16 protein-coding genes and 1 tRNA gene are annotated in these 21,524 nt (G+C 62.8%); 1 reads left to right on the top strand and 16 read right to left on the bottom strand.

Annotation, left to right across the window (positions count from 1 at the left end):
* Positions 1-24: 24 nt before the first annotated feature.
* A complete protein-coding gene (locus HND55_07025; GenBank protein QKK02420.1) occupies positions 25-1,188 on the bottom strand; it encodes an acyl-CoA dehydrogenase in 1,164 nt (387 codons plus the stop codon).
* 340 nt (positions 1,189-1,528) lie between these two features.
* Between HND55_07025 and HND55_07020 the strand changes: the two genes are divergently transcribed.
* Positions 1,529-1,615, top strand: a tRNA-Leu gene (locus HND55_07020).
* A 346-nt stretch (positions 1,616-1,961) separates the two neighbouring features.
* On the opposite strand, the gene HND55_07015 is transcribed toward HND55_07020, so the two are convergent.
* The 15 genes from HND55_07015 to HND55_06945 form a co-directional block, all read right to left on the bottom strand.
* Entirely contained in the window at positions 1,962-3,026 is a 1,065-nt protein-coding gene (locus HND55_07015; protein ID QKK02419.1) for an undecaprenyl/decaprenyl-phosphate alpha-N-acetylglucosaminyl 1-phosphate transferase, read from the bottom strand.
* Positions 3,026-4,585 (bottom strand): hypothetical protein, encoded by a 1,560-nt coding sequence (locus HND55_07010; protein QKK02418.1) that lies wholly within the window; start codon positions 4,583-4,585, stop codon positions 3,026-3,028. Before HND55_07010 ends, HND55_07015 begins: the two co-directional genes overlap by 1 nt.
* On the bottom strand, positions 4,582-5,940 hold the full coding sequence (locus tag HND55_07005; protein QKK02417.1) for a hypothetical protein: 1,359 nt from the start codon (positions 5,938-5,940) through the stop codon (positions 4,582-4,584). The genes HND55_07010 and HND55_07005 overlap by 4 nt, the downstream gene beginning before the upstream one ends.
* 67 nt (positions 5,941-6,007) lie before the next feature.
* The gene (gene cysN / locus HND55_07000) at positions 6,008-7,897 is read right to left on the bottom strand and encodes a sulfate adenylyltransferase subunit CysN (GenBank protein QKK02416.1); all 1,890 of its coding nucleotides are present in this window, start codon (positions 7,895-7,897) and stop codon (positions 6,008-6,010) included.
* A 10-nt stretch (positions 7,898-7,907) separates the two neighbouring features.
* Positions 7,908-8,621 carry a class I SAM-dependent methyltransferase gene (locus tag HND55_06995; protein QKK02415.1) on the bottom strand — a complete coding sequence of 238 codons (714 nt, stop codon included), beginning with the start codon at positions 8,619-8,621 and terminating at the stop codon, positions 7,908-7,910.
* 23 nt (positions 8,622-8,644) lie between these two features.
* Positions 8,645-9,553, bottom strand: a complete 909-nt coding sequence (gene cysD, locus HND55_06990) for a sulfate adenylyltransferase subunit CysD (GenBank protein QKK04027.1) — start codon at positions 9,551-9,553, stop codon at positions 8,645-8,647.
* 6 nt (positions 9,554-9,559) lie between these two features.
* Positions 9,560-10,318, bottom strand: coding sequence for a glycosyltransferase family 2 protein (locus tag HND55_06985; protein QKK02414.1), 759 nt, complete (start codon positions 10,316-10,318; stop codon positions 9,560-9,562).
* Positions 10,311-12,077 (bottom strand): hypothetical protein, encoded by a 1,767-nt coding sequence (locus HND55_06980; protein ID QKK02413.1) that lies wholly within the window; start codon positions 12,075-12,077, stop codon positions 10,311-10,313. Before HND55_06980 ends, HND55_06985 begins: the two co-directional genes overlap by 8 nt.
* 139 nt (positions 12,078-12,216) lie before the next feature.
* Entirely contained in the window at positions 12,217-13,119 is a 903-nt protein-coding gene (locus HND55_06975) for a hypothetical protein (protein QKK02412.1), read from the bottom strand.
* On the bottom strand, positions 13,116-13,850 hold the full coding sequence (locus tag HND55_06970) for a hypothetical protein (protein ID QKK02411.1): 735 nt from the start codon (positions 13,848-13,850) through the stop codon (positions 13,116-13,118). Before HND55_06970 ends, HND55_06975 begins: the two co-directional genes overlap by 4 nt.
* A gap of 10 nt (positions 13,851-13,860) precedes the next feature.
* Positions 13,861-15,756, bottom strand: a complete 1,896-nt coding sequence (locus tag HND55_06965; GenBank protein ID QKK02410.1) for a glycosyltransferase family 2 protein — start codon at positions 15,754-15,756, stop codon at positions 13,861-13,863.
* Positions 15,753-17,822, bottom strand: coding sequence for a glycosyltransferase (locus HND55_06960; GenBank protein QKK02409.1), 2,070 nt, complete (start codon positions 17,820-17,822; stop codon positions 15,753-15,755). The genes HND55_06965 and HND55_06960 overlap by 4 nt, the downstream gene beginning before the upstream one ends.
* Positions 17,819-18,814 (bottom strand): hypothetical protein, encoded by a 996-nt coding sequence (locus HND55_06955; GenBank protein QKK02408.1) that lies wholly within the window; start codon positions 18,812-18,814, stop codon positions 17,819-17,821. The genes HND55_06960 and HND55_06955 overlap by 4 nt, the downstream gene beginning before the upstream one ends.
* Positions 18,815-18,818: 4 nt before the next feature.
* Entirely contained in the window at positions 18,819-19,667 is an 849-nt protein-coding gene (locus HND55_06950; GenBank protein ID QKK04026.1) for a glycosyltransferase, read from the bottom strand.
* A 127-nt stretch (positions 19,668-19,794) separates the two neighbouring features.
* Positions 19,795-21,480: a bifunctional sulfate adenylyltransferase/adenylylsulfate kinase gene (locus HND55_06945; protein QKK02407.1), complete on the bottom strand. Its 1,686-nt coding sequence runs from the start codon at positions 21,478-21,480 to the stop codon at positions 19,795-19,797.
* Positions 21,481-21,524 lie beyond the last annotated feature (44 nt).

Raw genomic sequence — 21,524 nt, 5'->3', positions numbered from 1 at the left:
CCGCTGTGCCTCCCTCAGCTGTGGTCAGCGCAAACCCGTTTCCGATCGGGCAATGACCAGGCGCTGGATTTCGCTCGTGCCCTCGTAAATTTCCGTGATCTTGGCGTCCCGGAAGTAACGCTCGACCGGCATCTCTTTGCTGTAGCCCATGCCACCGTGAATCTGGACCGCCTGGTGGGCAATCCACATCGCCGATTCCGAAGCGAACAGCTTGGCCATCGAGCCTTCGCTGGTAAACCGGGCCCCCGTCTGCTGCGCCTGCATCTTCACCCAGGCCGCTCTGAGCGTCAGCAGACGCGCGGCGTCCAGCCGGGTCTTCATGTCGGCAATCTTGGCCTGAATCATCTGGAAGGTGCCGATTTCCTGGCCGAACGCCTTGCGTTCGCGCGCATACTCGACGCTGGCCTCGAACGCCGCCTCGGCAATACCCACCGCCTGCGCGGCGATACCGATCCGACCGGCGTCGAGCACACCCATGGCAATCTTGAACCCGTCCCCCTCTTCGCCCAGGCGATCCCCGATCGGACAACGGTAATCAGTCAGCTCCACCTCGCAGGTCGCGGATGCACGAATGCCCAGCTTCGGCTCGGTCTTGCCCCGGTGGAATCCCTCTTGCTCCGTATCGATCAGAAATGCCGTCACGCCGCGCGATCCGGCCTCCGGATCGGTCATTGCAAACAACACCAGGTAACGCGCCACCGGCCCGGATGTGATCCATGACTTGCGCGCGTTGATCAGGTAGTGGCTGCCATCCTCGCTCAGGACAGCCCGGGACTTCATGTTGGCCGCATCGGAGCCCGACTGCGGCTCGGTCAGGGCATAGGCGCCGATTGCTTCGCCCGAGGCAATGGCCCGCACGTACTTCTGTTTTTGCTGCTCGCTGCCATGTTTCAGAATGCCGTTACAAAACAGCGAGTTATTCACCGACATGATCGTGCCATGCGCGGCATCCGCAGCCGAAATCTCGATCATCGCCAGAACGTATCCAATGGTATCCAGGCCGGCCCCACCGTAGGCTTCGGGCACCTCGATACCCATCAGCCCCAGCTCTCCCATGCGCGTGATCGTGTCCAGGGGAAACTCGCCACTGGCGTCGAGCTCGGCGGCAATCGGGGCAATCTCGGTACGCGCGAAATCGCGCGCGGCAGCCTGAATCATCTGCTGCTCGTCAGTCAGCTTGAAGTCCATGAAAAACGGTGTCCTGTGGCGATCCTGAAAGATCCGGATTATAACGCCGACCCGTCTGCAGCAGGCATTCAACGGCCGCCGTCCGCTAGCCGATCATGCCAAACAGTCGCGCGAACCAGTTCACATTTTAGAAAAACGCCACTTGACAGCGCGCAGGCGACCCGTACAATCAGAAGTCCGGACCGGGGTTCCCCCCTTCCCCATCCGGACCGTGGCCCAGGTTCCCCCCTTGCCTGGGCCACACCTTATTAGAGCGGTCGAAGCCACACGCTTCGGCCGCTTTTTTTGAAATCTTGCTGAAATTCCGGCCGGCTTTGTCTATAATGCCGCGCCTGCCCCAGCCCAGGTGGCGGAATTGGTAGACGCGCTAGCTTCAGGTGCTAGTATCCGAAAGGATGTGGGAGTTCGAGTCTCCCCCTGGGCACCACTTAGACCCCCACGACCCTTAGAATCGTTCCAAACCTCGTCCGTCGCGGATGCGACCGCGACCTACAACATCCCGCATCGGTTGCCGGGGCTATGAAATCCTGGCGTAGGTCGGGGCCACGTCCCCGACGAACCGGTCCAAACCTCGTCCGTCGCGGATGCGACCGCGACCTACAACATCCCGCATCGGTTGCCGGGGCTATGAAATCCTGGCGTAGGTCGGGGCCACGTCCCCGACGAACCGGTCCAAACCTCGTCCGTCGCGGATGCGACCGCGACCTACAACATCCCGCATCGGTTGCCGGGGCTATGAAATCCTGGGGTAGGTCGGGGCCGCGTCCCAAAGGCTATTGGCGCTGCAGATACCGCATGATGCGCCATGCCCGTACGGAACACAGATAGTGGGCGCCGAACACAGGAATCAGCCCGGCAAACAGCCAGTATTCGGGCCATTGCTGGCGCCAGCCGACCAGACCCAAGGCACCGAACAGGGCCATGACCCCAAGCAGCCCCCAGACCGTCTTGGTGACCGAGAAGCCCGATCGCAGCAGCACATGGTGAAGGTGCTCCCGATCGGCGGCAAACGGACTGCGGCCTTTCATTAAACGGCGGAAGTACAGCGAGACGACATCGAGAACTGGCAGGACCAGGATCCAGGCAATCGCGACCGGGTATATGTCCACCGATTCGACCTGGCTCAGGTACACCGCCATCCAGGCGAGCGCGAAACCGAGCATCATGCTTCCCGAGTCGCCCATGAATACAGTCGCATAGCGACGCCCCGGCACCCGGATGTTGTAGCACAGGAATCCAATCACCGCCGCCAGCATGACGGCATTGACAGCAACAAATGAGCGATGGGCACCACCCATCACTGCCGCGACCAGCAGCATGACCAGGGCAACGGCAGTCATACCGCCGGCCAGTCCATCGGTCCCGTCGGCCATATTGATGCCGTTGATCAGCAGCAGAGTCGCCAGAACGGTGAACGGAATGGCCCATTCACCGAGCATGATCGGATGGACCCCAAACAGATTTCCGAGGGAGTGAACCTGCACCTCGCCCCAGGAGACCATCAGCACGGCCACCACGATCTGCGCGAACAGTTTGGCTCCGGCAGTCATGTCGATCAGATCGTCGATCACGCCTATGGCCAGCAGGATGCCCATGCCAGCCACAAGGCTGGCGAATGGCCGCAATGGCGCATCGATCAGCATCATGGCAATGCCAATGGCTGCGAACATGGCCAGACCGCCAATCAGCGGGACATCACAGGCATGATTCTTGCGCCCACCGGCCCGATCGACCAGATCGATATGGTGGGCTGGCGCGCGCAGCAGCGGAACGGCAACCAGTACCAGCAGGAACCCCGCCGTCATGGCTGCAATCGTGTTGTAGCTCAAAGCGCCCATTAGGGAATCTCCCAGGCCGAACCGAATTCCCCCTCTTGGAGTCGACGAACCAGAAACCGCAGCGATGTGTCGTGCGGACGCAATACTATCAGATCGCTGCTGTGCCGAACCGGCAGCAGCCGGGCGACACGAACCTCGACCCCATCGACACCAAGGGTTCTGAAGCGAAAGCGGTAACGCCCGGCCTCGGACATCGGGAACGGCAACACCAGCGTACGTTCGCCTTCTCCCTCCAGATAGAACTCCCGCAACGCGTGAGGCCGGACCGACCCGTCCGCGCCCTGGCTCAGCACTTCAAGCCGCGACCAGCCGGTGCTGCCGGCGCTGACCACCAACTCGACCTTTGCCAGCTGATCCGGGCCACCCCCGAACCAGGGCGAGACCGCCAGCCAGGGCGCAGGCGCTTGCAGGTCTTCCGACAACCAGTGCGACGAGACCACTTCGGGCAAAGCTCCTGCACCGGGATCGATCTCGTGCAGCTCGGCCAGATCGGACCGATCGAACACCAGCAGGACCTCACCGGGCCGCATGCGCGCCACCCAGCGTGGGTCCAGGCCACGCTTGCCAATCACGGGATGAGGTATGGCGTAGTACATCGCGCGGCGGAAAATGAACTCGGTGGCGGCAAAGACCACCATCCGGCGTCCGGGATCCGCCAGCTGATCTTTCAGATCGTGCACAAAGCGGTACAGACCGGCGTCGACGCCATGCTCCCGGCGCTCGACGGGTGACTGGCCGGAATAGCGCGCCAGGGCATCGGCATGACGCGTCCAGAGCGACAGTTGCCAGCCGAGGTCGAGCAATCCCATCGCGCCCAGCACCATCAGCCCGAAAGTGACTGACAGCGAACGATTCGGTGCGACCGTCCCGATGCGCAGCCCGAGCCAACCAAGCGCTGCGGCAATCATCAGCCAGACCAGCACCACGACAACGGGCGACAGTCTGAGCGGAGCCGTCCCGGACTGCGCATGGTTGATACTGCGCTGAGTCCATTCACTCCCGTCGACCAGGCTGTCGAACAGCATTGACTGCAACCCCGTCCAATCGGGTCGGGCGCGATGCAGCTCGACCGAACCGACAACGAAGCCTGGCGACACGTTACCGCGAATGCCAAGGCTGACCAGTCGTATCGGCTCTGAATCGAGCCGCAGATCCTGCTCCAGCACTTCCACGCTGCGCTCATCCAGCCAGCGGCCGGTGGCCCGATGCACGGCGGACAAAGCCATTGCGGGAGACAGCCCGATACCCACCATATGATAGTCACCGGTTTGCTCAAACCTCACAATCACGCGCTCGATATCGCTGCCGGGCAGCGGCCCAATAACCGGCCCGGCCGCCAGAACCTCACCACGGGGGCCGGGCGCTTCCAGCCGCAGCACCCCGTCTTCGACCTGCCCCTGCCCGGCCAGCACCTGCCAGCCCGACAGCGGCACGTTGACCGGCCGCAGGGCCAGGCGATAGTGATCGCCCCAGAAAAACCAGGCGCAATAGCCGAGCCACAGCAACAACGCCGCCAGCAGTCCCGCCAGGGCCGGAATGCAAAGCTTGAGCGGTTTCACGACCATTCCGGCGCCACCCGTCGGTCAAACCAGAGCGTCAGGGCAAGTCCGAGCACCGGTGCTGCGGGCAGGAGCATGCGATTGACGCTGGTTCCGTCACTGACCGCCGAACCGAGCTCCGAGAACGCAAACAAACCGGCCAGTCCGACGACGGCCAGACCACCGACCACGGCCACGATGCGCAGCGCCGGGTCGCTGCGACCGGCCAGCAGCGCCATTGGCCAGGCCGCGATGACCAGATACCAGAACAGGTGCCAGTTCGGTATGACCAGCAAATGCGTCAGCAGCTCGCCCCACATCGCGGTGTAGCCCGGAAAGACCCACTGCCCGCCATCAAACCCGTACTGCCCGAGCACGCTGAGTTCCACGGTTGAGCCGGTCCACCAGAGTCCGGCCATGACCAGCAGCACGCCGGTTCCCGCGCCGATGGCCAGCTGCAAGAGCGAAAACTTCAGCGACAGCAACCCGATCGCCACGATCAGGGACCAGTACAGACCCACCTCCTTGATCATCAGCAGACCAAGCAGGGCGGCAAGTGCCAGGACCCCCAGCCCGGGCGAAGGCCCGCGGCACAGCAGCGCGGCGCTGCCGACAGCGATCAGCAGGTAGGCCGTAATCCACAGATCACCGTATCCGGCGAGCACGACCTGGGTATTGAGCATGGGCAGGCTCATGATCAGCCACACACCCAGCGCGGCCGGCACCAGCCCCGCACCCATCACTCGGGCCAGCCCGAACAAGACGAGAGCCAGCGACAGGCCGGCAACCGGCCACGGGAGGTTCATCCAGGCATCGTCCCAGCGGCCGAGGGCCTGCACCATCCACAGCTGGAACAGTCCGATTCCCGGCGGATGGCGGACACCGCCGATCGCCCACGCCGGTTCGCCGGTCTCGAACCAGTGATTGCCGTCGGCAAACACGTTGAGCGCCTGGGTGTAGAACCAGACCTTGGCCTGGGCACCGTAGGCATACCAGGCATCCCAGGGAAACAGCGGACGATGCACGACCTCGATCAGCAGCCCCAGCCAGCGCAGCAGCAGCCAGGCGGCCACCAGGCCGATCAGCCAGCGCGCGCCGGGGCGCAACTGCTGCCAGTCCGGGCGGCCTGCCTCCATTTGCAATGCCCTGATTGGCCGCGTCCGGCGCATCAACAGCCAGCACGCCAGCACGCCAGCCATCATCATCTGCAGCCCGGCATTCAGGCCAAACTGCAAGCCGATCCCCAGCGCATCGAGTATCCGGTACCCGACAATCACGCCAAGCATCCCAAGCGGAAAGCCCATGCCGAGGACAAGGAACGGATGGCCGGGCTGGCGACTGCGCCAGCAGACCGAAACGAAAAGGGCCCCCGTCAACCACGGGAGCCCCACCGCAAAAGCGATCCAAGCCGTATCAGCCAACATTCCGACCGAAGTCAGGGAGTCAATGCAGTATACCTTTTTCTTTCAGGTAATCGAGAATCCGGTCAACGGACTCCTCGACCGACAGAGTCTCGGTATCAATCACCATTTCCGGCCGCTGCGGTGGTTCGTAGGGTGAGTCGATCCCGGTGAAATGCCTGATGGTTCCAGCCCGGGCCTTGGCGTAGAGGCCCTTGGGATCGCGCTTCTCACAGGTCTCCAGGCTGGCCTTGACATACACTTCGATGAACTCCCCCGGCTCCATCAGCTCGCGCACCATGGCGCGATCCGAGCGGAATGGAGAAATGAACGCCGTCAGCACGACCAGCCCGGCATCGGCCATCAGGCAGGCAACCTCGCCGATGCGCCGGATGTTCTCGACCCGGTCCTGATCACTGAAGCCCAGATCCCGATTGAGACCATGACGGACATTGTCACCGTCGAGCAGGTAGCTGTGATGACCGCGCTGAAACAACGCCTGCTCAAGCGCGTTGGCCAGCGATGATTTGCCTGCGCCCGACAGCCCGGTCAGCCACAATACCACCGGCCTTTGTGCCTTCTGCCCGGCACGCTGAACCTTGGTAATACGGTGTTCGTGCCAGACCACGTTGCTGGACTTGTCGGCCAGGGTGTCCGTTACCGGCCGCACGATCATGCCGGCACCAACGGTCAGGTTCGTGATCCGGTCGATTATGATGAAGGCACCGGTCACCGGGTTGCGCTGATAGCTGTCGAACGGAACGGGCGCGTTCAGCCGCCATCGCACCAGGCCGATGTCATTGAGCCCCAGCTGGTCTGCGTGCTCGTGAGTCAGCGTGTTGACGTCGACACGATAATGGACCAGCTCCGGAATGGCCGATGTCGTTTTCGGGCCCATCTTGAGATCATACTGGCGACCGGGCATCAACGAAGTATCGGCCATCCACACAACGCGGGCATCCAGCGCATCGCCGACTCGTGGTCTGTGGCCGGGGTGAACCAGCTGGTCGCCGCGGCTGACATCGATTTCATCGCTCAGCGTCAGCGTCACCGCCTGATCGGCACTGGCACTTTCGAGATCGCCGTCGAAGGTCACGATGCGCGCCACCGTCGACCGCCGGCCCGATGGCATCACCATCACGGGATCGCCCACCGCAACCTGGCCACCGGCAACCGTACCGGAAAACCCCCGGAATTCGGCGCTGTGCCGATTGACGTACTGCACGGGAAAGCGCAAATCGCCACGCTGCCTGTTCTCGTCGAGCGGCGCATTCTCCAGGGCCTCAAGCAGCGTCGGACCATCGAACCACTGCAGCACGTCCGACCGCTCGCTGACGTTGGCACCACTCAGCGCGGCAACCGGCAGGCACTGGACACGCTCGAAGTCGAGCTTGCCGGCAAACGCATGGAATTCCGTGCAGATGCTTTCGAAACGGCTTGGGTCATATTCGATCAGATCCATTTTATTGACTGCCACGATCACCTGGCGGATACCCAGCAGCGAAACGATGAACGCATGCCGTCTCGTCTGGGTCTGAATGCCCTTGCGCCCGTCGACCAGGATCACCGCCAGCTGGGCCGTCGATGCTCCGGTTGCCATATTGCGCGTGTATTGCTCATGACCCGGCGTATCGGCAATAATGAACTTGCGGCGGGCGGTGGCAAAGTAGCGATAGGCCACGTCAATGGTGATGCCCTGTTCACGCTCGGACTGCAGGCCGTCGACCAGCAGGGCAAGATCCGCCTCGTCACCCGTTGTACCCCACTTTCTCGAGTCCTGTCGGACGGCCGCCAGCTGGTCTTCATAGACCTGCTTGGAATCGAATAGCAGTCGGCCGATCAGGGTCGACTTGCCGTCATCAACCGATCCGCAGGTAATGAAACGCAGCAGGTCCTTGCTGGCATCCTCGGCCAGCACACGCTTGATATCCATGTCAGTCAGTCTACCCGGTCAATACAATAAATCGCGTGGTCAGCGCACTGTAGGCATGAAACGGTATGCGGCGCTGCAGCAGCAGGTCCTCGAGATCCCGATAATCAAAGCCGAAGTGCGTGCTCCAGCTGTTTTTCTTTCTGCGAAAGTGACCCAGGCGCCGCCCCAGCAAGACGCTGTTGCGGTATGCGCTCTGAGTGTCCGGATCGCTGCTGAGCTCGTCGAGGGAATCTCCAAAAACGACCCGCTTGACGAGATATTTCGCGGCGCCACGCCATCCGCACTCGATGGGCACGGTCAGCAGACCGACGCCATCGATGGCAAGGCAGTCATGAATCGTGTCGATCGCGTTTTCAAGGTGGCCGACGTGCTCCAGCGTTTCGAAACAGGTCACCAGACCGGCGCCGCGGCAACCCTCTGGCAATGCCCCGCGCAGGTTCAGATCGAAGCAGTGATACTCGAAACCCGACCCCTGCTCGCACGCGCGGGCCAGACTGGCCGCGTTGCGATCCAGGCCGAAGGTGCGGCGGGGGGCTACCAGCTGGTGCACGTAACGCGTCAAGAAACCGGTGCTGCAGCCAAAATCAACGTACTTGTCGACCCCCCGGGCAGGCAAACCATTCGCGATCAGACACCTGCGAATGTCTCGCAAACGCCGGCGATGCGGAATATTGCGCAGTGATCGCCTGGTGTAGGTCCTGGAATGGTCGATCACTGCCATCATGGGACGCTCTGAAACTGCATCAGTCAGAAATATCCGTCGATCTTCTTCTGTTCCATTGACGCTCCGGCATCCTGGTCAATCGCCCGCCCCTGGCGCTCTGAGTGCCTGACCGAAATCGTTTCCTGGATTACTTCCAGCAGCGTGGTGGCCGTCGACTCCACCGCTCCGGTCAGCGGCCAGCAGCCCAGGGTGCGAAAGCGGACGCTGCGCAGTTCGGGCTGTTCGCCCGGCTTCAGCGGCATGCGATCATCATCCACCATGATCAACTGGCCATCGCGCTCGATGACCGGCCGTTGCGCCGCAAAATACAGTGGAACCATCGGGATGGACTCGGCGTGAATGTACTGCCAGATATCCAGTTCGGTCCAGTTTGACAGCGGGAAGACGCGAATCGACTCGCCGGAATGAACCCGACCGTTGTAAATGCTCCACAACTCGGGCCGCTGATTCTTCGGATCCCAGCGATGATTCCGGTCACGAAACGAAAACACCCGCTCCTTGGCGCGTGAACGCTCCTCGTCACGACGCGCACCACCAAATGCGGCATCAAACCCGTGCCGGTCCAGCGCCTGTTTGAGCGCCTGGGTTTTCATTACATCTGTGTGCACTTTTGAGCCATGCGTAAACGGCCCGACCCCCTGTTCGACGCCGGCCTGGTTGATGTGAACCAGCAGCTCCATTCCGGCCTCTCTGGCAACGCGATCACGAAACTCGTACATCGCCCTGAACTTCCAGGTGGTATCGACGTGCAGCAGCGGAAACGGCGGTGGCGCGGGGAAGAACGCCTTGCGCGCCAGATGCAGCATCACTGAAGAATCCTTGCCAATCGAATAGAGCATGACCGGCCGCGAAAACTCGGCAACCACCTCGCGGATGATGTGGATCGACTCGGCCTCGAGTCGGCGTAAATGACCAGATGCAGATGAAGCCATCATGAATTACCGGAATGAATTGACAATGTGTCGAATCAATAAATACGCGCTCCGGACAACGCCAATCTTCTCCTGACGGCGGTAGATCCGGTAGATATCAATCGTCTTGCGCAACTTGCGGCCAGACAAGGATCCACGCCGCACGTGATACACGGCATGTGTGCCCGGGTACTTGCAGGCGCGGGTACCGTCCCGGGTCAGGCGCAGCCACAGCCCCCAGTCATGTCCACGACCGACTTCGGGCATCAGCACGCGCCCCAGGGTCTCACGATCATAGGCGACCGTGAGACAACCGATCGGGCAACCGTGAAGGAAATCCCTGTACAACAGCGACGCCGGACATTGTACCGTCCCCAGCGGTTTGCCGGTGGCCGAATCCAGTCGCTGGTAGTCGCCGTAGGAAAACGCCACCTGGTGCTGCTGCATGAAGGCCAGCTGAGCGGCGAGCTTGCCGGGCAACCACTCATCGTCGCTGTCCAGGAAAGCAATATAGCGCCCCCGCGCCAGCCGAATGCCGTGGTTGCGGGCCTGCGCTGCACCGGATCGCTGCCGAGAGACGATTCGCAGGTGTTTCATGCGCAGGGCCAGATCGGCAGCGATTGTTGCGGTGGCATCCGTCGAACCGTCATCGATGACGACGTGTTCCAGCACCGGCAGTGTCTGCCTACTCACCGCGCGTATGCACCGCTCGATGACCCCGGCCGCATTATGCGCCGGCGTAATCACCGACACGGCAGGCAAATCGGCCGGGTTCCCCTCATTCATCCCCGGCACGCCCGTTTGCGTCCAGTCTGCAGAGCAACTGTTCGACCTGGCCAAGCGCGGCGCGCAACCTGCGGGACCGGACAAGCTGCTCCAGACGCGAAGCTTCGCCGACCAGCCGGATCTGATCGCAGGTCAGAGCCGCACCGGGGTCCATATCGGGCTGCCGCGCCGCACGGTCAAGCAAGCGGGCAAGCTCGGCATCGTCGGCTATCCATTCAGGCAGCAGGAAACCGATCGGCTCAACCGACCAGGCCGACCAGCTCATCAGCACCGGATCGTCATTGACAACGGCCATGTTCCAGCGATAGAAACCCGAATTGTGCAGCCGAAGCGGAACCGCTTTGAGCCTGGCGCGAAGAAGCGGCAGACTGTGTCCGAATCGCTGGACGAGCGCCACCTCACGGGCGGATGCTGCGGCCAGCAGCAGATCGTCAATCCAGTCCGACGACAACCGGTCGGCCAGCGTCTGGCTGGATGTCGCGTAGGCCCGAATCATGCGCTGAGGCAGCACCAGCGACCACAGGCGCACCTGAATCGCTTCACGGGCCGACACAAGCGCCTCACCGACCAGGGCGGCCGGATCCCCGAACCTGCAAAGCTGGCATTCGAACTGCCCCTCGCGGAATCGACTGCTGCGCTCGGGTGCCCCGGCCTGTTCGCGACTGACGTAGGAAAACAGCAAATCCTCATGATCGATCCGATAGCTGTGCCTGGGAAAATAGGCCTGAAGCTGCCAGTGCGAGATCTCCTCACGGCCCGCCGAACGCACATGAAACACGGTCGCGCCCGGCATGGGCGAATCCATCCAGGAAACCGTCAATGCGTTGGTCGGGCAACCGCTCATGGCCAGCCTGTCGGCCACGAGCCGATTGCGGCGATCAAGCGCGAACCGCTGCCGGAAAACCTGGTCCGTCGTCGATGCCGCATCACCCTGAACACGGCTTCTGAAAACCAGCGGGTTGCTCCGGTCGCGATCGAGCCACAGCCGCCTGAACCAGATCAGTGCTTCGGTCAGGGCGTTGAACGCCTGCCTGAGAATGAGCACGGCGAGTATGGCCAGCAGGATATTCGGGCCATTACCGAGCAGAAAGGGCATGAGAATGACGCCGAAGCCGAGCAGGAAGGCCAGCGACGCAACCAGGCGGACATAGTCTTCGGTCTTGTCCAGCACATAGCGTGTTACGGCCGGCGCGAGGCGTCGACCCGAGGGGCCAACGGCCGCGGCCGTCAGCATCCCGCAGCCGGCCATGTAGAGCACGATGGCAAGCAGGAGAAACAGGTTGATCGTGCCGACGACCATCATGCTGGCGGCGAAGAAAACCAGCCCGGAGCCAACTTCCGCCATTCGATAGTAAAAATGAGTGACATACTGGCGATCGCGCTCGGTCACGCCAATCTCGTTGGCATTGGCGACCACCTGTCCGCTGGCAGCACTCGCCAGCCGATTGGCAATCGAGTCAAGCCACAGCGTGAGCCCGTAGGCAACGACCGACAAAACGGCCAGCCCGAGAATCCAGACGCTCTTGGTTTCAGGACTGATCAGCAACCGCGAATAGCTCGGTACCCCGTCAGAGCCGGCCAGGAGAATGACTTTGAGCGGCAGAAAGAACGCAAGCAGGCTGAGAATACGGGCCAGGCCAAGCGCGCTGACCACGATCACCAGGGAGGCCGGGCTGGCTCGCCCCAGATTGCGCATGACGGCCCACAGCCATCGCAACCCGGTCAAGGCACCGCGCATCAGGCCAACGTGCCGACTCACCGCTGCCGCCTCACTGCACAAACCGCTGCAGCAGCCACAGGACTGCCGCCACCGACGGCGACCATCCTTGAAAGACCCGGAACACACCAAGGGCACGGTGGCATCTGGACCGCCAGGCGCGCTATCCGGACCCGGTCGGTCACTTGAGAGGCTGTCCACGTGACCTGTCGACCCGGCGCGACAGCGCCTGCATGACCGGGTCGTACAGCGCCTGCGCGGCGCTGACGTGCAGGTAGGGCGAGATGTAGGCGGAATGACTGGTGACGGTCAGCCCACTCGGCCGGGAAAGGCTGACGAAATCACCGGTGAACCGATTGAGCAGCCGATTGCGCGCACCCTTGTCGTCGTGCGCATAGACCACTGCATCAAAATGCGGCGCCAGCTGCTCCAGCATCTCCTCGGTCACCATGTGAGGATGCGCGCCGACCAGAAACCGGCCCGGCGCAACCTTGCTCTTGAGCCCGGGCTTGATCGGCACATTGGTGCCGACATACAGCAAAATCTTCGGACAACTGATCTGTCGGGACAGCTGTATATTCTGCTCGACATAGTGTTCCTGTGTCTCATGGATCAGCCGGATGAATGAGCTCGTGTCGAGCTCTTTCTCGAGTTCCTTGTAGGCGATATGCCCGAGCAGGGTTTCGCCCTTCAAGCGTCCCTGTTTTATCCTGACGCTGGTCAGCCCGCCGACTGACTCCATGAATGCATTATTGACCGAAGAGCGCGCGGACATGACCTGCACCACGCAGCAGTCGGTGCGATTGACGTAGTCAAGCACGGCCTGTTGTTCCAGATAGAACCCGGGACCAGCGCCACCTCGGCCAAAATTGAGCACCCGTGCCGAACACATGTCGCCGAGCAGGTTGGGATATGGATACTTGACGAAGGCACCAAAGGTCTGGGCTGCTCCCAGAAAACTCAGAACCGGCGAATTGCCCCGCAGCGGTGGCTGGGGGCCGCGCAGCGTGAACGAGACGTCCGATAGCGAGTAGAGCTGATAGTCAGCCACATGGCTGCTTTCCAACTGGTAATTCAAGGTCATGGTCCGGGTTCCAGCGTGAGTTCTCGGTCCAGGTCAGCGACATCGTCGTAATTGACAACCAGCGCTTCATTGCGCTCGCGCTTTTGCTTTTTCAGGGCGATCTTCGGTTGCTCCGGCGGCTGCCCGGAACCGAAAATTGCGCACACCCTGCGGGCGCAGGCATCGATGGAGTCCTCGATATCCTCGTAAAAAACCTCATGATAATCTGCATCGGCATACCGGGTCCGCACCGCAGCAACGCGCTGTTGATGAAGCGACATGAACGCCTCGAGTTCGCCCCGCCCGATATGCACCCGTCTGTTGCCCCTGCGTGACGGCATCTCGTGACGAAACACCTGCCACTGACCTGTTTTTCTCGCGATCTCTCGCGACAGAAAGATGTTGAACGCGTTGCGCCGAATCAGGTGAACGATCCGGGCCCGTCTCCTGAACAGCATCCAGAGCGGGTCGTCGGCCGCGACGTGGTAGTAGAAGATCTTGGCAATCACGCCCACACCGGATCGGCCCGCATGCTGCATCAGCAGCCGCCAGAGCGCAGATGGCTGTGTGCGCACCATTGCGAGGATTCGATCTTCGGACAGCCCGAGAGCCCGCTTGAGTTGCGGCAGACTGTCGCCCTGCTCTCGAAAGATCTCCTTGACGACCAGGTCCCGCGGAAAACACTGCTGGTAGACGCTGAGAAAGTAATTGGTGCCCGAACGCGCCGACGATATCAGAATGCTGCAACGCATGGCTGACGGTTCACCGGACGCCATCGGAAGACTCCGGTACCGCCTGGGCATTTTCGGCATCACCGCGCAGCGCGGCCAGGCCGTCAGCAAGTCGCTTGCTGAACGGAAACGCTGCCGGACCCTGCCACTGCTGTTTGAACGGTGTCGCCGCCCAGACCCGGTCAATGTAGTCGCGATCAGCAGCCTGCATGCGCGCCATGTTGGCCTGAGTCCGGCCGAAATACTGGTCCACGCGCTCGAATGCATCCGCGCCTTCCCGGCGGGGACGAAACAGACGGGCCATTTTGTAATGTCGCAGGGGATAGAGCGGTTGATCGGGCTGCAGCAGATCGGCGGCAGAAATCTGGCGCCCTTCACGCTCAAGCGCGTGCAGCCCCTGGTTGAGAATGACCGATGGTTCAAACCTGAACAACGGCACCTTGCGCAGGCAGTCAATGGTGCCGAACAGTCTGAAGCGAACATCCAGCGCCAGCGATACCGGCCAGTATTGATCAAAGCCCCACTGAACCGGCCCCAGTTCCCCGTACGGGCAGCGTGTCATCAACGGGCGCCAGTAATGCCAATCCATCGTATCGATCACGCCGTCCCGGGACACACTGTGTACACCGGGTGGCGGCATCATGTCGACCAGCACGCCGGGGCATTCGCTTCCCCCCGCGCACTCGGCGCGCTCGATCGCCGCAGCGAGCCGGGAGTCGCCCGCCTGAGGATTGTCGACGGGCGGCAAATCCAGAAACTCGTCGATGTCGCTGGTCAGCACCCAGCTGCCCGGTTCCTGAAAACCCATCATCAGCGCCTTGAGCCAGAACACCTTCGAGGTTCGAAACTGGCCGAATTCCGGCCGAACAACGAACACGTCGTCACCGCTCATCGCCGTTTCAAGCGGCGGGTCGGAGCCATCGTCGACGACAATGAATCGCTCCACGCCGAGGCGGCGATAGTGATCCAGCCAGGGCCCGAGCAGCTCGAAATGGTTGCGATTGACGGCGTAGAGCGTGATGTCCGCCGTCCGTCTCAAGCGCGCCATTCCGCTGCCACCGAACATCACTTCCAGCACATCGGCACAGGCCGAATGACAGGACAACTCGTCTTGCCAGGCCTTGAGTTGCACGCCGAACCACTCGCGCGCCGCTTCGTCAACCGAACGCTTGTAGCCGGTGTAGGACGCATTGATGTTCTGGAAATAGTAAAGCCGTCGGTCGCTTTCCACATAGCCGGCGCCACGCGGGTTGGCCGGGCTGCGCGCTTCGCCAAAATCAAGCTCCCGGTGCCGAACGCGCAGCTGGTTGCGGGCGATGAACTCACGCGACCAGTTGGACAGCTCAAAAATTCGCACGCCCGGGCGGGACACGAACAGCAGATCCGGATAACGCGCCAGCAAACCGAGAATGACACCCATCTCATCGAACTGGCGCGGAAAAATCTCTTCCAGATAACCGTGCCGCACATAGAGTTCACCCGGCAGGGTAATGCGCCCGGAGGTGCCATCGCCCCAGCGGCCGGAAAAATGGTGAATGACAAAGTCCTGGCTGTCGTCGGCAATCAGCGCCAGTTCAGCGGCGACCGCCGCCCGCGAGAGATAGTTATCGCCGTCCAGACTGGCGTAGTAGCGCGCCGGAAAGTCCTGCCGGAAGGCGTTCTTGGCCCGGCCAAAATGCCAGAACTCCAGATGAGCCGGCTGCCTGAGCTCGAGATGCCCCACATCGATCGCTGAAGAAAACTCCTTCCGGATCCAGTCGACACATTCCGGGGAACGATCAAAGCAGGCGACGATCATGCGGACCCGGGGCCAGAATTCAGAAATCTGCTCAAGGTTGTGGCCGAGCGTCGCCTTGAGGTCGGCCAGTCGGTTCATGACCGGAACGCAGTAAGCGATCTCGGGGCGCTCGATCCCGGGTGCGCTCATGACCGTTTACCGTCCTTTGATCGCATGAGAAAGAGCAGTTCTTCCGTGAGCTGCACCCACTGAAGCTGCCAGTAGCCCGGCTGACCATCCAGCTGGAGCGACTCCGGCTCTGCCCTGCCCGAACGCATCAGGGCATTCGGCTGTCCCTGGCAGTATCGCTCGAGCCGCTCGAGCTGAGCCAGTGCCCGTGTCCTGTAGGCCACCTCGTCATCGCGCATCGTCGGCATGCGCGGGTCATCCGGCAGGCCGGAACCAGGTTGCGAGCCTGCCGCCACCTTCGGTCCGGTGGTCGACAGATCGCGCCCCAGGCGTGCCAGCGTCCACTTGATCGGCTGCTTTATGCCTGCTGGCAGTCTCCGCCCCAGGCGGCGCAGCCAGCCGACCCGATGGTTCCGGACCGATACGCTGTCCTCCCCGGAGGCTGGTAAGGGCTCCGGGCGTGGGCGCAGACGGTAGGGCGCAGCCGATCGTCCCGCCAGGCGCCGCCACTGCCTGCCGACCAGGCGCAGCGGAGTGGTCAGTCGCCACGAGCGGCTATGCACAAGATCCAGAATATCGCGCTCCAGGCGCTCGATGTGCCCCATGGCCAGGCGCAGCTGCTGCCGCTGCTCATCCCCACGCCGACGCTCTGCCCCCAGCCGGGACTCAAGCTGACTGAGCCGGATCGACCCGGCCGCATCCAGATCACGTTGCGCCGTCTCAAGCTCCTGCTGCAAACGGCGTCGCGTTCCTTCCTCCCAGGTCACCTTGCCCTTGAGCTGACCGATTCGCTTCGAGCGTTCGGCCAGGCGCGACTCAAGCGCTGCGACGGATTTCTTATGCTGCGCCGCCTGTCCGGACAGACGCTCCTCGAGCGCACCGATACGGGACCGGTACTGAGACTCTTGCCCGGACAGACGCTCCTCGAGCGCACCGATACGGGACCGGTACTGCGCCTCTTGCTCGGCCAGGCGGACAGTCAGCGCATCGCGCTCTTCCTGCAGCGACTTGCGCTTGCTGCGTTCCCAGTCGAGCGAATCCTGCAGGCGATGTATGCGCTTGCGGTGCCGTGCCAGAGACTGCTGGTAGTACGCTTCGCGCTGCTCACCGTAGGCAACGCCGGTCCCGACCCAGTCACCGAGCGCCGCGATACCCGATGCCGGCGGCGCACTTCGCCCCGACAGCAATCTGCCGCCGGCCAGCGCGGCCAGGTCGTTGGCGCGCTGCTCGAAGGTGAACTGATCGCCGTGTGCCTGCCAGAACGCAGCTGCGCTCTCCAGCCGTTCCGGTAGCCGTTGCCGACACTGCGCCACCGCGTGCCTGAACTCCTCGGCATTGCCGGCGCACAGAACGGCGTCGCCAAAAATCTCCCGCAAGGCCGGAGATTCATCGGAGATGACCGGCGCGTGGCAGGCCAGCGCATCCAGCACGCGATTGCTGACATACCCGTAAAGCTTCATGTCCAGCCAGTGGTCATTGAGCACTGCCGCCGCCGAACGGTAGCAATCGCCCAGCCTGGCGTTATCGATATACTCATACCGGACCTGGTCCGCCACGCCGCTGTGCTCCCAGCCGCGACCAATGATGTCGATAGCCGTCGAGGACTGCTCGGCCCACTGGGCGATATCACGAATCACGCCACGGCTGTTGGCGACGTAGACCAGTCCGCTGCGCTGCCTGGCCTGCTCATCGATCGGAACGGCCGGCGCGTGAAATCGCTCCGGATCAGTGCATTGCGGCAAATATTCCACCGTCACGCCAAGTTCCTGAGCGAGCATCCGGGCGTGCAGCTTGGACGCCGAAGCGATGAACTGGAACTGGCGACACTCCTCACGGCTGACCAGCTGTGGATGGCTGATAATCCACAGCAGCGCCGTCTCACCCGGTGCCGGCTGATAGCGCTTCAGGCCACGTAGCACGACGCACAGATCGGCAGGCTTGGGTGTCGGCCAGTCATCATGGAATTGCTGGGTTACCACGTGCCCCGTGCGTTCGAACGCGGCCTGCAAGGCCAGGCCAAAATGGTAGTCCCCCCAGCGCAACTGGGTCTCGTCGGCCGGCGCCGGGTTCTTGATGACGATCTTCATGCCGCTCCCCGCTTGCGCCAGCCAACCAGCCGGCGCAGCGCACCAGTCCAGCGCCAGGAGCGCGACCGGGCGACTGCGGCCAGGCGCCAATCGGACTCGTCCAGGCACTCACGAAACCGCTCGATCAGCAGCGCCTGCTGGCGGTTGTGCGCCATCCTGGGTGGATTGGGGCGCGCCAGAATCCTCCGCATTCTCTCGGCGTCACGTGCCTCGAAGCGACGCAGCGTCGAATTGAGCTCAGCCGTATCGACCCGCCCTGGCGCGCCGGCGCCAAGGAGACGCCGCCACAGCGACAGCTCGTCCGGGCGACACCAGAATTCGGCCGCCTGCACAGTCTGGCGGTCCAATCCGGACAATATGGTTTCGGCACCGGCTGCGGCATTCAGGCTGCCAATCCCGGCAGCCCCGAGCCCGCTGACCAGGCGTTGCAAGGTGGCTTCCGGCTCGGCAACCAGCGCTTCATAGCTGACCACCAGCGTTGGTCGATCAGGACTGGATTGCCGGGCATCAAGCACGTAGCGCTTCCAGAGCGCCAGACCGACACGTATCGGCAGGCCATTGCGCCGCCGCAGTGAACGCGCCACTGCCAGCGGATGGCGCAGCATGTGAACAACGATATCGTCATCCCGGAGCCAGGGCCTGAACAGCGGCATCAGCAGGCACAGCCGCGGTTCCTTCAGCGCCCACAGGCGATGACTTCGCAGGCGTTCGAACAGCGCTGCGAACTGTGGCTGGAGGGCGTCGATCCGTTCGCGCGGGACGGCCCGGCAGCTGAAGTCGGAAACCTTCCACCAGTCGGCCGCTGCGGCATACAGCAGCTCATCGCAAAGTGCGCGCGCGTCCCTGCGCTCGAAAAAACCGCGCGGGTTCTCGCTGTTGGCGCGGGTCAGCTCTGGCTCATCGCCGACAAACACGCCCATCGCCGCCAGTGCACCGGTCAGTGCTGACGTGCCTGAGCGGTGCATTCCCAGTATGATGACGCCGCGCGACATCGCGTCACTGTCCCGATCGAGAGTGAATCGAGTGGCCCGTTTTCAGCGCTTCCATCATTTCCACAAACCACAAGCGATGCTGCACGATAACGGCAATCAGACGATAACGCAGCGGCCAGCGACGGTTGGCCGCAAGGCGCGCGAACACCCACAGTGGTGGCACGAACGATCGCAGACGCCAGTGTAGCCGCTGCCGGCGGCTGCCGTGGCGCAGCTGTGCGTGCTTGATGCGCAGTGCCTTGCCGGCAATTTCCGGCCAGCCCTGGCGCGCCGGGTGGGCAACGCGTGCCGCCGGCAGGTACTCGATACGGGCTCCGGCATGCCGGGCCCGACGACAGAATTCGGCGTCACCACCCGAGCGCCGCCGGCCGTCAAAGCCCTGCAGTCGCGCGGCCAGCCGCGCCGAAACGGCCAGATTGGCGGTGGCTGCGTATCCTCGCGACACGTACCAGCGCTGCGGAATACCGCGCACAAGATCGTGGATTTCACTCCAGCCCGGACTTCGGTTGCAGCTGAACATCTCGACTGCGCCAGCGAGGATTGTGTCCGGACCCGTATCCTGTGCGCGCCGCATCATACACTGCAGCCAGTCGGGCCTGGGGCGGCAGTCAGCGTCGGTAAACGCCAGCCAGGACCCGCGCGCAATCGAGATACCGAAATTCCTGGCCGCATAGGCGCCGCCGTCCTGATGGCAATGAACCTGAGCATTGACGGGCAGCGCCGCTGGCGGATCGAAATGAGCCGAGCCATTGTCGATCAGCAGCAATTCATGGCACTCCCGCGGGTAAGTCTGGTGCTGCATGGCCTCGATCAGCTGCGGGACCAAGTGCCAGTGCTCGTAGACCGGCACGATCACCGAGCAGAACGGTTCATTCACGGGCACGGCGCACTGCCGTGAGCGGTGTCTGCCGAACGGCCGGAGTCACAATGGCCGACTGCGGCAATTCCGCTGCCAGGGTCTGTGTCGATTTGCCTGCGCCTCATCCGCCAGCGCTCTCGCCGCTCAGGTAGCCCAGGTGCTCGAGCTTAAGCAGAATCTGCTGCACGGCATGGTCGGGACTGATATGGCTGGTGTCGATCCGCAGATCCGGGGCTTCCGGCTCCTCGTAAGGGTCTGAGATGCCTGTAAATTCCTTGATGATGCCCTGGCGGGCCTTGGCGTAAAGGCCCTTTCGATCGCGCTGTTCGCAGACCTCCAGCGGGGTCGAGACGTGGATCTCGATGAATCCGCCCAGCGGGGCGATCAGGTCGCGCACCTCGCGGCGCGTGGCCGCATAGGGAGCAATGGGCGCGCAGATGGCAATGCCGCCGTTCTTGGTGATTTCAGAGGCAACGTAGCCGATGCGCAGGATGTTGAGATTGCGATGCGCCTTCGAGAAGCCCAGCTCGCTCGACAGGTGCTTGCGAACGATGTCACCGTCGAGCAACGTGATGCGCCGCCCGCCCTGCTCCATCAGCTTGGCCTGCAGGGCGTTGGCCAGCGTCGACTTGCCCGAGCCCGACAAACCGGTAAAAAAGACGGTAAAGCCCTGGCGGGCACGCGGCGGGTGAGCGTAGCGCAGCTCGCGCACCACTTCCGGGTAGGAGAACCAGTCCGGTATGTCCAGGCCCTCGCTGAGCCGACGCCGCACCTCGGTACCGGAGATTTCGCGCACGACATCACCAGGACCGATCTCGTCGACCGGCACGTACTGGGCGCGCGATTCAGCGTACTTCATCTCCTTGAACGGCACCATGGCAATACCGGTCTCGGCCTCGTACTCGCCAATCAGCTCCTGGGCTGCGTAGGGTTCGTAATAACCTTCTCCGGTGCGTGGATTGCGCGGGCCGGCGTGATCACGGCCGACGATAAAGTGGGTGCAGCCGTGGTTTCGCCGGATGAGCGCGTGCCACAGGGCCTCGCGCGGGCCGGCCATGCGCATGGCGAGATTCAGCAGCGAAAGCGCTGTGGTCTGCTCGGGGTAGCGCTGAAGAATATGCTCGTAGCAGCGCACCCGTGTGTAGTGGTTGACGTCGCCGGGCTGGGTCAGGCCGACGACCGGATGAACAAGCAGGTTGGCCTCGACTTCGCGCGCGGCCCGAAACGTCAGTTCCTGGTGAACCCGATGCATGGGATTGCGCGTCTGAAAAGCGACCACGCGCTCCCAGCGACGCTTTTCGAACAGTGCCCTGAGCTCGGTCGGGCTGTGACGAAGATGCGGAAAGTCGTAGTGGATGGGCGGCTGGATCAGCTCAATCCGGCCACCGATGTAGTAAGGGTGACTGCGCTCGAGCAGCTGCGCCACACCGGGATGGTTGGGGTCGGTGGTTGCGTAGACGGCCCGGGCCTCGGCTTCACGATCGGGGCGCCAGATATCCCCGACTTCCAGTGTGGCCAGTAGCACGCCCTCGTGGTCGCGCAGGCCGATGGTCTCACCACTGTCAATCGACTTTGCGAAGGTCTCGGATACATCAAGCGTGATCGGCATCGGCCACAGCATGCCGTCGACCAGGCGCATGTCGGCAACCACGGACTCGTAGTCGGCCCGGTTCAGGAAGCCCGCGAGCGGCGCGAAACCGCCGTTGGCCAGCAGCTCCAGGTCGCACAGCTGACGTGGCGCGAGATCCCAGTCCTTGTCGGGCTGGTTGGTGGGTTCGATGATGTTCTGGGGATTCGAAGCGTTCAATGCGGTCTTCCGGTTTGTAGGTCTCCCGGCACGCCGGTTGGCAG

This window comes from Pseudomonadota bacterium, from assembly GCA_013285445.1.
Classification (GTDB): Bacteria; Pseudomonadota; Gammaproteobacteria; order Xanthomonadales; family Wenzhouxiangellaceae; genus Wenzhouxiangella.
Note: the sequence above shows the minus strand (reverse complement) of the source record. Positions and strands in the feature narration are given on the sequence as shown.